Raw genomic sequence first — 13,237 nt, 5'->3', positions numbered from 1 at the left:
ACGACGAAAGGTGCACCTCCATGCTCCGCCGACCCCTGCTGGCCGCCACCGCGGCCCTGACGCTGGGACCCCTGACGCTGGGAATTGGCCCCGCGCTGGCGTACGCCGCACCGCCGGCCGCCACCGACACCGCCGCGGCACCCGCGCCGGTGGGTGCCGCCCCGGGCATCACCAACGCACAGAACGACCGGGTGCCCGACGGCGCCGCCTGGAGCGAGGACTACTTCGGCTCCACCGACGGCGTCGAACTGCATGCCGACATCCTGCGGCCCGCCAACCTGAAGCCCACCGACCGCTCCCCGGTGATCCTGTCGGTCGGGCCCTACTTCGCCCATATCGGCCAGACCGGTGACGACGGGTTCAGCCAGACCGGCCCCTCCGAGCGCTTCAACGACCTGATCGAGGGCGGGCAGCTGATGGAGCGCGGCTACACCGTGGTGCTGGTGGACCTGCGCGGGTTCGGCGGCTCCACCGGCTGTCTCGACTGGGGTGGCCCCGGGGAGCAGGCCGATGTCGACGCGGCGATCCGCTGGTCGGCGACCCAACCCTGGTCGACCGGCAAGGTCGGCCTCTACGGCAAGTCCTACGACGGCGTCACCGGCCTGATCGGCAACAACCTGGGCACCCCCGGGCTGTCGGCGGTGGTCGCCCAGGAACCGGTGTGGGATCTCTACAACTACCTGTTCAGCAACGGCGTCCCGCGCCCGAACGTGACCGGCACGCCCCGGGCGTACAACTCGATCGCGAGCCTGCCCGGGATGGCCGACGACACCGATCGGTACAAGAAGAACGCCGATTTCGAGAAGTCGAATCCGCAGTGCTTCGCGAACAATCTGAGCAACAACAACAATCCCGACCACAACTCGCCCTACTGGCAGGCGCGCAACCTGGCCGCGCAGGCCGCCGGGTCGAGCACCCCGCTGATCGTCACCCAGGGCTTCCTGGAGAACAACACCAAGCCCGAGGCGATGGAGACCTACCTGAACAACCACACCGGTGAGGAACGCGGTTGGTTGGGACCGTGGGAACACGTGCGCGGCAACGAGACCGACAGCGCCGGTCGGCTCAAGATGGGCCGCGAGGGCTGGTTCGACGAGGTGATGCGCTTCTATGACAAGAACCTCAAGGGCATCCAGCCGAGCGTCATCGATCCGAACTTCGCGGTCCAGGACAACTACGGCAGCTGGCGCCAGCAGGCCGCCTGGACCGGTCCGCGGACCGACTTCTCGGTGAACCTGCAGTCCGGCACCTTCATAGACGCCGGCCGGGACACCCGGGCGCTGGCGACCGAGGCGGCCCAGGGGCAGCGCAACGGTCAGAAGTGGGACATGGAGAACGCCCCGCCCGGCAACTCGGCACAGGCCCGATCCCGCAAGCCCGCGAAACCCGGCAACCCGGGCAACTCCGGTGAGGTCACCGACAGCTACGTCCGCTACAGCCAACCGGTGAAGAACGACGTCCGATTGACCGGTACGCCGAAGGTCACCATGCAGGTCGACGTGCCGCCGGGTGTCACCTCCTCGCAGGTGATGGTGCGGCTGTGGGACGTCTCCCCCGGCGCCCAGGCCGACGGCAGCCGGCAGGCGGTGATGTTCAACGAGAACGTGGCCCGGATCTCCGGTGACGGGGAGCTGAGCTTCGAGCTGAAGTCGCAGGACTGGAAGCTGCTGGCCGGGCACAGCCTGGCGGTCAGCATCGGCTCGGTGGACGGCAACGGCAGCTGGATCGTCACCCCGACCAACCAGCCGATCCGGGTCAAGCAGGCCAAGCTCGACCTGGCCACCCAGAACCCGGCCGGCGACATCCCGACCCACGGTGGCCGGGCGCCCTGGCTGGACTACTACCTGGAGCGCTACACCGGTTCGATCCCGGCGGGCAACGGCACCTTCGCCCTGAAGGAGGCCAAGCGGTGAGGGAGACCGGGCGGTGAGGGAGGCCGGGCGCTGAGTCGGCGACGACGCCGCCGACACCGGTATCCGCCGGGCCCCCGGGCCCGGCGGATACCTTTTTCTAGGGATGTCTAGTGCGTGCGCTATCCATCGGTATCGGCCCCGATCGAGGTGGCCTCGGCGGTCAGCTCGGTGAGCACGGCGCGCACCGCCCGGCGTACCCCGCGTTCGGGATGGACCAGCGCCTCGACATGCCGGCGCAACCGGACATCGGTGACCGGCAGCAGCACCAGCCCCGGTACGGCGTGCAGCGCGGTGGTGTGGCGCGGCAACAGGGCCACCCCGTGCCCGGTGGCGACGAGTCGTTCGGCCAGCTGGAAGTTCACCGAGCGGTGCCGCACCCGGGCCGGGTTGCCCGCGGTGGTGGCGAGCGCGGTGAGGATCCGATCGAGCGGAAATCCTTGTGGTACGCCGATCCAGGGCTCGTCGACGACGTCGGCCGCGCGCACCCCGGAGCGGCCGGCCAACCGGTGATCGACCGGTACCGCGACATCGACCGGTTCGGTGAACAGCGGATGCACCTCGACCCGGTCCCGGCCGGCGGGGATCGCGTCGTCACCACGGTGGCCGATCACGATGTCGTGCTGGCCGGTGAGGGCGGCGAAGCTGTCGGAGGAGACGTCCTGGTCGGCGAGTTCGAGTCGCAGATCGGGCCGGTCGCCGAGCCGGTTGAGCAGCCCGGGGAGCAGCAGTTCGCCGGCCGAGTGGAAGGTCGCCACCCGCACGGTGCCACCGGGGGCCTGCTGCCACGCGGCCCACTCCTCCTCCAACTCCGCCATCGCCACCGCGACCCGGCGGGAGGCCGCGGCCAGGGCCGCCCCGGCGTCGGTCAGCCGGACGCCGCGGCCGTCGCGCTCGACCAACCGCGCACCCACCGACCGCTGCAATGCCTTCAACTGTTGGGAAACCGCGCTCGGCGTACGCCCGGTCTCCAGCGCCGCATCGGTCACCGACCCATACTCGGCCAGCGCGCGGAGCGCTTCGAGCTGAGCAAGATCCATGAAGGGATGCTACATCGTCACTTCAGAACATTGTGATTGTCCTTCACTGATCGCCGGGCGCAGGATGAAACCATGACCGCACGCGAGAAGCTCCTGGCCCTGAGCGTGGCCGTGCTGTGGGGGCTCAACTTCCCGGCCACCGCGTACGCCCTGCAGCACTATCCGCCGATGCTCGCGGCCTCCCTGCGGTTCACCCTGCTGGCGATCCCCACCCTGCTGTTCGTCCCGCGGCCGCAGATCAAGCTGCGCTGGCTGATCGGCACCGGGATCGGGCTCGGCGTGCTGCAGTTCGCCTTCCTCTATGTCGCGATGGTGGCCGGGATGCCGGCCGGGCTGGCCTCGGTGGTGCTGCAGTCCTCGGCGCCGTTCACCGTGTTGCTCGCCGGGATCTTCCTGCACGAAAGGCTTTCCCGCCAGCAGTTGATCGGCGTGCTGATCGCGGTCGCGGGGTTGAGCGTGATCGCCTGGCACCGCGCCCAGGCCGCCGCCCTGCTGCCGGTGCTGCTGACACTCTGCGGCGGGCTCGGCTGGGCGATCGGCAACATCTGCTCCCGGCAGGCGAAGGCGCCCAAGCCGATCCAGCTGACCTTCTGGATGTCGCTGATCCCGCCGCTGCCGATGCTCGGGCTGTCGCTGCTCTTCGAGGGTCCGCACCGGATCGGCCAGGCGCTCGGCACCGCGCTCACCCCGGCAGCCCTGCCGGCGAACCTGGGGATGCTCTACATCGTGGTCTGCGCCTCGATCCTGGGGTACGGGATCTGGAACAGCCTGATGGCCCGGCACCCCTCCAGCCAGGTCGCGCCCTGGTCGATGCTGGTGCCGGTGGTCGGCGTGCTCTCCAGCTGGCTCGCCTTCGACGAGGTACCAGCCTGGGCCGAGCTGCTCGGCGGTTGCCTGGTCGTCGGCGGCGTGCTGTACGCCTCCCTGCGGCTGCGGCGGCGCGCCGATCCGGTCAACGCACCGGTCCGGACCCCGTGAGCGGGCGGACCGACGGTTGGTAGGCCCCCGGAAAGCAGGGTTCATCTCGACACGCCGCCCCGGCCCCGCTGACGCGGTGCCGGGGCGGCTACTCGATGAACGGGGGGTCGGGGTCAGCCGGCCAGGGCGAAGGAGACCGGGGCGGAGACGGCGGCCAGTCGGCGGCGGGCGGCCGGGCGGCCATCGAGCTCGACCGCCAGCTCACCGGCCCGCCGCGCCAGCAGCCGGGCGGCACCGAGCAGCACCCACAGTTCGCTGATGCTGCCGGCCATCGTGTTGCAGGCCCAGCGCTGCCAGCCGCCGAGCAGCGAATAGCTCTCCGCGCGCAGCTCGTCGACCTCGACCCGGTACCGCTCGTGGGTCCCGCGGTCCACCACGGTCTCGGCATCGGCCAGCCCGCCCCGGATCAGTCCCGCGTACCAGGACAGCTCCAGCACATCGGCCGCGATCCCCTCGGCACCCAGCGACCGCAGCACCGCGTACGCCGTGGTGGGGCATTCCTCGGCCAGCGCGGCGACCGTGTCCGCCGAGCGCTGCAGACCGGCCCCGACCGGGCGGCCCAGCAGCCCGGCGGCCGCGATCTGGTCCACCGCCTCGTCCGGCGCCATCGCCCCACAGTCCACCGCGGACGCCATCTGGGCCACCCGGGCCCGGAGCAGATCGTCGACGGTGTGGCTGAAGATGATGGCCACGGCGGTCCCTTTCGCTGACGGGCGCCGGCCATCGCCGACACCTCATTGATGAATGCGATGACCTTATAGGGTCTTCCTATATGAGCGCAATCCCGTTCCACGGACCGATCACCGGGCCCGCACCGAGCGACCACAGACCGATGTCCCGCCAGCGGCGTACGCCTAGTCTGGACGCGCCATGTCCATGCTGCGCCGCGCCACGACGCTCACCCCCGACGGTGAGCTGACCGACCACCCGCGTGGGTGGATCGGTGATCTGGCGTTGACCGGATTCCTGCTGCTCACCACGGTGTTCCCCTATTTCCTGGTGCTCACCTACGGCTACTGGGGGTTCTCCGGCTGGGGGCAGATCCTGGTCGGGCTGACCATGGTCACCCCGCTGGCGCTGCGCAGCCACTTCCCGATGCTGATGCTCGGCCTGGTCAGCGTCGGTGGCGTGTTCCACCTGCTGCTGTCCGACACCCCGCTGCCCTGCCTGATCGTGATCCCGCTGGTCGTCTATTCGGTGGCCCGCTGGGTGGATGCCCGGGAATCGCGGATCGCGCTGGTGATCGGCGGGGCGGCCTCCGCCCTCGGTCCGATGAGCTGGTACAAGGCCGACACCGGTTGGGACGTCAACGTCGCGGTGCTCGCCGTGCTGGTCTGCCTGGGCATGGTGCTGACCCCCTACGTGGTCGGCCGCCGGCTGCGGGAATCGGAGCGGGCCAAGCTGCAGCAGGCCAATGCCGAGGCCGAACGGATCCAGAACCTGCTCGCCGAACGCGACCAGCGGGCCCGGATGGCCGAGATCAGCGCCCGGCAGCAGATCGCCCGCGAACTGCACGACATCGTCGCCCACTCGGTGTCGGTGATGGTCGTGCAGGCCGAGGGCGGCCGCGCGATGGCGGCCAAGAAGCCGGAGAAGGCCGCCGAGGTGTTGGACACCATCGCCAGCACCGGCCGCGAGGCGCTCACCGAGATGCGCCGGATCGTCGGCGTCCTGCGCTCCGGATCCGACGAGGGTGAGGCGTACGCCCCGATGCCCGGCATGGGCGACATCCCCGAGATGGTGCAGCGGATGGGTGACCGGGTCGAACTGCGCGTCGAGGGGACACCACCACCCTGCGGTGCCGCGACCCAGCTCACCGTGTACCGGGTCGTGCAGGAGGCGCTGACCAACTTCCTCAAGCACGCCGGCCCGCAGGCCCGCGCGCTCGTCACGCTGCGCTACTCCGGGGAGAGCATCATCGCCGAGGTCGTCGACGACGGCATCGGACAGGGTTCGGCCTCCGACGGGATGGGCAACGGGCTGAAGGGCATGGCCGAACGGGTCGGTGCGATGGGCGGGGTGCTGGAGGTCGGACCCCGATCTGCGGGAGGATTCGGGGTACGCGCACTGGTACCGGTGCTGCCCACCGGCAGCATCCGCACCCAGCCCCAGCCGGGGATGCCCGCCCGGGGCTGACCCGCACACGCACAGAAGAGGTACGCATGATCAGGGTCTTCGCATGATCAGGGTCTTTTTGGCCGACGACCAGTCGCTGGTACGCAGTGGCTTCCGGATGCTCATCGAGGCCGAGGACGACATGGAGGTCGTCGGGGAGGCAGCGGACGGGCAGGAGGCGGTCACCGCGCTGACCGCCCGCCCGGCCGATGTGGTGCTGATGGACATCCGGATGCCGGTGCTGGACGGGGTGGAGGCGACCCGCCGGCTCGTCGGTTCGGAGAACCCGACCCGGGTCCTGGTGCTGACCACCTTCGATCTGGACGAATACGTGTTCGCGGCCCTGAAGGCCGGCGCCTCCGGCTTCATGCTCAAGGACGCCCGGCCGGCGGAACTGCTCGCCGCGATCCGCGACGTCGCCGCCGGCGATGCCGTGGTGGCCCCCAGCGCGACCCGGCGGCTGCTCGATCACATCGCGCCCAGCCTGCCCGCCAACCCGGGGCAGAGCGGCCCCGACCCGCGGCTGGAGGTGCTCACCGAGCGCGAGCTGGAGGTGCTCACCGAGATCGCCCACGGCGCCACCAACGCCGAGATCGGCGCCCGGCTCTACATGGCCGAGGGCACCGTGAAGACCCATATCGGGCGGCTGCTGTCCAAGCTGCAGGCCCGGGACCGGGTGGGTCTGGTGCTGTTCGCCTACGAGACCGGTATCGCCGGTCGCTGAGGCGTACCCGCCAATGGGCCCTATCCGTTGATCACCTGGGGCACGGCCACCGCTTTGAGGCCCTCGACGCCGAACTCCAAGCCGTATCCGGACCCCTTCACCCCGCCGAACGGGACCATCGGGTGCACCCCACCGTGGCTGTTGATCCACACGGTGCCGGACTGGATCCGGGTGGCGATCTCTCGCGCGGCCCCCGGATCACTCGACCAGACCGAGGCACCGAGGCCCGCGTCGAGTGCGTTGGCGAGCCCGATCACCTCATCCAGATCCCGGTAGCGGATGATCGGCAGTGCCGGTCCGAACTGCTCCTCGATGACGAGGGGCTGATCGGGATCGATGTCCGCGACCAGGGTGGCCGGATAGAAGTTTCCGGGTGCATCCCGGTCCGGCTCGCCACCGAGGACGATCCGCGCACCCGATGCCTTGGCCTGCTCGACCAGGCGATCGACGATCGTGAACTGCTGGGGGGTGGTCAGCGGGCCGAGCACGTTCTGCTCGTCGGTACCCGGTCCCATCGCCATCTTCTCCGCGACGGCGGTGAGCGCCGCGACGACCGCGTCATAGACGTCCTCGTGCACATAGAGCCGCTTCAGCGCGGCACAGGTCTGACCGGTGTTGATGAAGGCGCCCCAGAACAGGTCCTCGGCGATCGCCTCCGGATCCACATCCGGGAGCACGATTCCCGGATCGTTGCCGCCGAGCTCGAGGGTGAGGCGGGGCAGCTGCTCAGCACTCTCCGCGACGATGGCCCTGCCGGTGGCGGTCGAACCGGTGAACATCAGCTTGCCGAAACCGGGCTGATTGGTCATCGCGGCGCCGAGGTCACGGCCACCGGAGAGGACCTGCAGGACGCCTTCGGGGAGCACCTGGTTGACGATCGCGCCGAGCGCAAGCACCGACAGCGGGGTGTACTCACTGGGTTTCAGCACCACGGTGTTGCCCATCCGCAACGCCGGCGCGAACTGCCAGCTGGCGATCAGCGCGGGCCAGTTCCAGGGCCCGATGGCGCCGACCACACCGATCGGCCGGTAGCTCAGGGTCGCGCGACCGGTCTCGTCATCCAGCACCTGCTCCGGCTCCAACGGGGTGGCCGCCGCGGCGCGCAGCCAGGCGGCGACCCCACCGGCCTCGAAGCGGGCACCGGGCCCGTTCAGCGGCTTGCCCTGCTCGCGGGCGATCAGCTCGGCGAGCGCCTCCGCCGAACGATCCACCGCGTCCGCGGCCTCGTTCAGCAGCTGCGATCGGCGTTCGTGACCGAGGGCCGCCCAGCCGGGCTGGGCCTTCTCGGCGGCCGCGACCGCCCGCGTCAGATCATCGGCCGTGGCCTGCGGTGCCCGCCCCACCACCTCATCGGTGGCCGGATTCGTGATCGGTTCGCCGTCCTCGACGCTCACCGCTGCCAGCAGACTTTCGTAGGTCTCCATCGATCCCCAACCTCTCCCTTGAACGAGGATGGACCGAGTATCCGCCGCCGGGCGGCACCCACGCTTGTCCGGCAGCGCACGGCTCGATGCAGAATGTGCACGACCGGGCGCACGGTGGCTTCGGCACCGGGCTGGACCCTGCGCGTACGCCGATTCGAGCCGCTCGTGTCCGCTCGAGCCGCTCGTGTTCGCTCGGGCACGGTCACCGGTTCGGTGAACCCACCCGGAAACGAGTTGGTGAGGGAATCGTTACCGGAGTTGGTGGAACTTTGGCCCGCGAGTTTGTAGTTTGACAGAAATCTGTTCCACGGATGTCACCACCAGGGTGACCCACCGACGACGATGGGGCCGAGTAGATGAAGCGAGGGCGCGTCCCGTTCCTGCTGACATTCCTGGTGCCGCCGCTGGTCCTGTTCGGGATCTTCGTGCTGTCCCCGTTCGCGCAGGCCTTCTATCTGTCGATCACCGACTGGACGGGCCTCACCCCGGATTTCAACATCGTCGGGCTGCAGAACTACAAATACATCCTGGGGATCGGCGCACCGCCCGATCTGACCTTCTGGCGGGGCCTGCGCAACAACCTGATCCTGCTGGTGCTGGTGCCGCTGATCACGATCGCCATCGCGCTGTTCTTCGCCACCATGCTCAATCTCTCCGGCGCCCGCGCCGGCCAGATCCGCGGCGTCTGGGGCGCCCCGGCGTACCGCTTCCTGTTCTTCGTGCCGCAGGTGATCTCGGTGGCCGCCCTGGGCATCATGTTCCAGCAGGTCTTCCAGCCGCGCGGGCTGCTGAACTCGCTGCTCTCCGTCGTCGGCATCGACGGGCCGACCTGGCTGGCCGATGACCGCTTCGCCCTGGGCGCGGTGATCACGGTGATGGTCTGGATGCACGTCGGCTTCTACATGGTCTACTTCTCCGCCGCGATGGCCGCGATCCCGCGGGAACTGCTGGAGGCCGCCTCCATCGACCAGGCCTCCAAGTTCCAGACCTTCTTCCGGATCACCCTGCCGCTGCTCTGGCCGGCGGTGCAGACCGCGCTGATCTATCTGGCGATCTTCTGCCTCGACGGGCTGGCGATCATCCAGGTGATGACCGTCGGACCGGGCGGACCGAACGGCGCGACCGAGGTGATGGCGCTCTCGGTCTACCGGTCCTTCAAGGAGCAGGCCTGGATCGGGTACGCCTCCGCGCAGGCGGTGGTGGTCTTCTTCCTCACCTCGATCCTGCTCGCCCTGGCCTTCCGGATCACCCGACGAGAGCAGGTGGAACTGTGACCCTCACCGATGAGCAGGTCGAGCAGGCGCCGACGCAGCAGCCGCTGCGCCGGGAGCGCACGGGCCGGGGACTCAGCGTGGTCACCCAGGTGGTGCTGATCATCTGGACCCTGGTCACCGTGATCCCGGTGCTGTGGGTGTTCTCCAGCTCGCTGAAGACCGACAACGAGATCTTCGTCGACTCCTGGAAGTTGCCGAAGACGCTGATGTTCCAGAACTATGCGCGGGCCTGGGGTGAGTCCGGGTTCGCGTCCTACTTCCTGAACACGGTGATCATCGTCGGCTGCTCGGTGGTGCTGGTGATGGTGCTCGGCTCGATGGTGTCCTACTGCCTGGCCCGTTACGAGTTCCCGGGCCGCAAGATCCTGCTCGGCATCTTCGTCGGCGCCAACGCGGTGCCGATGTTCGTCGCCCTGGTGCCGCTGTTCGGGATCATGCGCGGGCTGGAACTGCTCGGCACCTACCGCGGGATGATCGCGGTCTACACCGCCTGGGCGCTGTCGTTCACCGTGTTCTTCCTGACCTCCTTCTTCCGGGCGCTGCCCAAGGAGGTCTACGAGGCCTCCTTCGTCGATGGGGCCGGGCACTTCAAGACGTTCTTCCTGGTGATGCTGCCGATGGCCCGCCCGGGCCTGGTCTCGATCGGCATCTTCAACCTCGTCGGGTTGTGGAACCAGTACCTGATCCCGCTGTTCCTGAACCCCGACCCGAGCCGGTACGTGATCACCCAGGGCCTGGCCCGGATGGCCGCCGACGCCGGTTACCGGTCCGACTTCTCCGGCCTGTTCGCGGGACTGGTGATCGGCATGGCGCCGGTCCTCATCCTCTATTTCATCTTCCAGAAGCAGATCCAGACCGGTATGACCGCCGGCGCAGTCAAGTAATTCCCACAGAAAGGTCTCGATGATGAGCCCAGATCCACACAACATCAGCCGCCGCAGCCTCTTCCAGATCGCCGTCGGTGGCGCCGCGGTGATCGGCCTCGGCTCCCTCAGCGCCTGCGCGACCGGCGGCGGCAACACCTCGGGCAGCAGCGGCAGCTCCGGGGGTGAGCAGAAGTCGCCCGACAACCCGTTCGGGGTGGACAAGTCGGCCCCGATCGAGGTGGTCATCTTCAACGGCGGTTACGGCGACAAGTACGGCACCGAGCAGGTGGCGCTCTACAACAAGTGGGCCGGCGGCGACGTCGCCAAGATGAAGTCCACCACCAAGATCGCCACCGAGCTGCAGCCGCGGTTCCAGGCGGCCAATCCGCCGGAGGTGTTCGACAACTCCGGCGCCGACGCGCTGCCCCGCGCCCAGCTGGTTGCGCAGAAGCAGGTCGCCGACCTGACCCCGCTGCTCGATGCGCCCACGGTCGACGACCCGAACACCAAGATCCGCGACATCCTCACCCCGGGTACCGTCCAGCAGGGTTCCTTCGACGGCATCATGCGCGAGCTGAACTACGTCTTCTCGATGTGGGGCATCTGGTACTCCTCCAAGCTCTTCACCGAGAAGGGCTGGACGGTGCCGAAGACCTGGGACGAGTTCATGGCGCTGTCGGAGAAGATCAAGGCCGACGGCGCGATGGCGCCCTACATCCACACCGGTGTGCACACCCAGTACATGGCGTCGATCATCGCCACCATGGCGGTCAAGAACGGTGGCCTGGAGTACGCCAAGAAGCTGGACAACCTCGAGGACGGTGCCTGGACCGACGACTCGATGCTCGCCGTCGCGAAGGCCTGGCGGGAGTACTACGACAAGGGCTTCATCGCACCGGGCGCCGAGGGTCTGGACCACACCACCTCGCAGGCCGAGTGGGCGCTCGGCAAGGCGGCGATGATCCCGGTCGGGTCCTGGCTGGAGAACGAGCTCAAGGACAAGTCCACCGGTCAGTCGAAGGCGCCGGCGGGCTTCGACATGAAGGTGTTCACCACCCCGTCGCTGCCCGGTGACAAGATGCCGCAGACCGCGATCCGCGGCAGCGCGGGTGAGCCCTTCGTGGTCTCCGAGGCCAGCAAGAACAAGGCTGGCGGCCTGGAGTACATGCGCCAGATGCTGTCCAACGAGGCGACCTCGAAGTTCGCCGAGCTGACCGGCAGCCTGGTCGCGGTGAAGGACGCCGGCAAGCGGTTGACCAACCCCTCGACCGCGTTGCAGTCGGTGGCCGACGCCCAGCAGGCGGCGGGCAGCAATGTCTTCAACCTGCAGTACGACACCTGGTACGCGCCGATCAAGAACGCCTCCAAGGACCAGGTCCGCAACCTGCTCACCGGCAAGGCGACCCCGGAGCAGTTTTGCGAGAACATGCAGAAGGCCGCCGATCAGGTGAAGGCGGATCCGAAGATCACCAAGTACCAGGTCAAGTGATGCCGGTCCCCATCGGCTGAGCGAGGAACGAGATCCCCCGTCGGCTGAGCGAGGAACGAGTCGAAGCCACGGGGTCCCGGACCGAAACGAGGCGGTGTCATCCGAGCGGATGGCGCCGCCTCGTCACGTTTCCCGGCGGCGTGTCGGGGTCCGGACAACACCTGCACGTTTCGGACAACACCTGCCGCAACGCTCCCCGGACAGGCTCATCCCAGGGCCGACGAAGGGAGCAGATGATGAACAGCAGCAGCGATCGCGAACACCTCGACCACCTCGCCGAGGACTGGGCGTACCTGGTCGAACACAGCGGGGCACGGGTCCGCGGCTGGGCCGAGCGACACCCGGTGCTGGCCGGCTGCGAGGGGCCCCTGGCGGTGCTGGAGCGGATCGCCGAGCAGCCCGATGCGACGCTGGCGGCGCTGCTCGCCGAGGATGCCGCCGGTTGCCCGCTGGCCGGGCGGGTGGTGCTGCAGACCATGCTGCCGAAGCTGCGACGGATGGCGCGGCGGGACCCGTCGGCCGGAATCGATGACTATCTCGCGCAGCTGTGGCTGGTGATCCGGCGGTATCCGCTGGACCGCCGGCCACGCCGGATCGCGGCCAACCTGGCCCTGGACACGCTGAAGGCGGTGCGTGCGGAGCGGCACCAGCAGCTGGTCCCCGTGGCCGAGCCCGAGCTGGAGCGATTGCTGCCGCCGGTGCTGGAGACCGCCGACGAGCTCACCGCCCGCCGGCTGATCCGCGCCGCCCGCCGGCTCGGCCTGATCGACCGGGCCACCGGCGCCCTGCTCGCCACCGTGTACGCCGAGGGCTGCAGCGGGGCGGCCGCCGCCGAACGCCACCACGCCAACCCCGGCGCCGTCCGGCAGCGCTGCCATGTCGCGGTACGCCGGATGCGCGCCCACGCCGCCGAACTCGCCGAGATCGCCTGACGCCCATCGAATGGCGAGCCATGCCCAGCGGACACCCCCACACCCATCGAGTAGCGAGCCATGCCCAGCGGACACCCCCACGCTCATCGAGTAGCGAGCCATGCCCAGCGGACACCCCCACGCTCATCGAGTAGCGAGCCATGCGCAGCGAAGCGGAGCAATGGATCGCGTGTCGAGATGAGCCAGTTCGTCTCGACACGGTCGCTGCGCGACCTACTCGACGAACGTGGGGGGCCGGCGCTGCGCGGCCTACTCGACGAACGTGGGGGGTCGGTCGCTGCGCGAGCTGCTCGACGAGCGGGGCGAGTGCTCAGCCGGCGTGCGGGGGGCGTTCGGTGGGGCTCAGCGGGTCGGTGGCCTCGGCCCAGAGTTCGGCCTCGGCCTGGGCCTTGCGGTTCTGCCGCACCATGACCACCCCGAGCGTCCCGACGACCCCGGCCAGCAACACGAGCAGCTTCTTCATGGGGCAAAGGCTACGGGGGTGC

The 13,237-nt window shown here is 69.1% G+C and carries 12 protein-coding genes; 8 read left to right on the top strand and 4 right to left on the bottom strand.

What is annotated here, in order from left to right; genetic code table 11:
• Positions 1-20: 20 nt before the first annotated feature.
• Positions 21-1,913, top strand: a complete 1,893-nt coding sequence (locus C8D81_RS11685; protein ID WP_094431372.1) for a CocE/NonD family hydrolase — start codon at positions 21-23, stop codon at positions 1,911-1,913.
• Between the two features lie 119 nt (positions 1,914-2,032).
• Here C8D81_RS11685 and C8D81_RS11680 read toward each other — a convergent pair whose 3' ends face one another.
• A complete protein-coding gene (locus C8D81_RS11680) occupies positions 2,033-2,950 on the bottom strand; it encodes a LysR family transcriptional regulator (protein WP_094431375.1) in 918 nt (305 codons plus the stop codon).
• Positions 2,951-3,022: 72 nt separating this feature from the next.
• Here C8D81_RS11680 and C8D81_RS11675 point away from each other — a divergent pair, with 72 nt between their 5' ends.
• Positions 3,023-3,928 (top strand): EamA family transporter, encoded by a 906-nt coding sequence (locus tag C8D81_RS11675; protein ID WP_166646788.1) that lies wholly within the window; start codon positions 3,023-3,025, stop codon positions 3,926-3,928.
• 113 nt (positions 3,929-4,041) lie between these two features.
• Here C8D81_RS11675 and C8D81_RS20935 read toward each other — a convergent pair whose 3' ends face one another.
• Positions 4,042-4,620, bottom strand: a complete 579-nt coding sequence (locus C8D81_RS20935; RefSeq protein WP_094356867.1) for a hypothetical protein — start codon at positions 4,618-4,620, stop codon at positions 4,042-4,044.
• Positions 4,621-4,798: 178 nt separating this feature from the next.
• Between C8D81_RS20935 and C8D81_RS11670 the strand changes: the two genes are divergently transcribed.
• Both C8D81_RS11670 and C8D81_RS11665 read left to right on the top strand, forming a co-directional pair.
• Positions 4,799-6,064, top strand: a complete 1,266-nt coding sequence (locus tag C8D81_RS11670) for a sensor histidine kinase (RefSeq protein ID WP_094404316.1) — start codon at positions 4,799-4,801, stop codon at positions 6,062-6,064.
• A gap of 43 nt (positions 6,065-6,107) precedes the next feature.
• Positions 6,108-6,767, top strand: a complete 660-nt coding sequence (locus C8D81_RS11665) for a response regulator (RefSeq protein ID WP_094356869.1) — start codon at positions 6,108-6,110, stop codon at positions 6,765-6,767.
• A 20-nt stretch (positions 6,768-6,787) separates the two neighbouring features.
• Here C8D81_RS11665 and C8D81_RS11660 read toward each other — a convergent pair whose 3' ends face one another.
• Entirely contained in the window at positions 6,788-8,191 is a 1,404-nt protein-coding gene (locus C8D81_RS11660) for an aldehyde dehydrogenase family protein (RefSeq protein ID WP_094426366.1), read from the bottom strand.
• A 356-nt stretch (positions 8,192-8,547) separates the two neighbouring features.
• Here C8D81_RS11660 and C8D81_RS11655 point away from each other — a divergent pair, with 356 nt between their 5' ends.
• The 4 genes from C8D81_RS11655 to C8D81_RS11640 all read left to right on the top strand — a co-directional run bounded on the left by C8D81_RS11655 (position 8,548) and on the right by C8D81_RS11640 (position 12,752).
• Complete coding sequence (locus tag C8D81_RS11655) at positions 8,548-9,465, top strand: carbohydrate ABC transporter permease (protein ID WP_094356871.1); 918 nt, start codon at positions 8,548-8,550, stop codon at positions 9,463-9,465.
• Complete coding sequence (locus tag C8D81_RS11650; RefSeq protein ID WP_094356872.1) at positions 9,462-10,349, top strand: carbohydrate ABC transporter permease; 888 nt, start codon at positions 9,462-9,464, stop codon at positions 10,347-10,349. The genes C8D81_RS11655 and C8D81_RS11650 overlap by 4 nt, the downstream gene beginning before the upstream one ends.
• Before the next feature lie 22 nt (positions 10,350-10,371).
• The gene (ngcE, locus tag C8D81_RS11645; RefSeq protein ID WP_166646787.1) at positions 10,372-11,820 is read left to right on the top strand and encodes an N-acetylglucosamine/diacetylchitobiose ABC transporter substrate-binding protein; all 1,449 of its coding nucleotides are present in this window, start codon (positions 10,372-10,374) and stop codon (positions 11,818-11,820) included.
• 236 nt (positions 11,821-12,056) lie between these two features.
• Entirely contained in the window at positions 12,057-12,752 is a 696-nt protein-coding gene (locus C8D81_RS11640) for an RNA polymerase sigma factor (protein WP_133626115.1), read from the top strand.
• A gap of 310 nt (positions 12,753-13,062) precedes the next feature.
• Here the strand turns inward: C8D81_RS11640 and C8D81_RS20930 are convergent, their stop codons facing one another.
• Complete coding sequence (locus C8D81_RS20930; protein WP_166646786.1) at positions 13,063-13,215, bottom strand: DLW-39 family protein; 153 nt, start codon at positions 13,213-13,215, stop codon at positions 13,063-13,065.
• Positions 13,216-13,237 lie beyond the last annotated feature (22 nt).

The sequence above is a fragment of the Enemella evansiae genome (assembly GCF_004362375.1).
GTDB classification, from domain to species: Bacteria; Actinomycetota; Actinomycetes; order Propionibacteriales; family Propionibacteriaceae; genus Enemella; species Enemella evansiae.
Note: the sequence above shows the minus strand (reverse complement) of the source record. Positions and strands in the feature narration are given on the sequence as shown.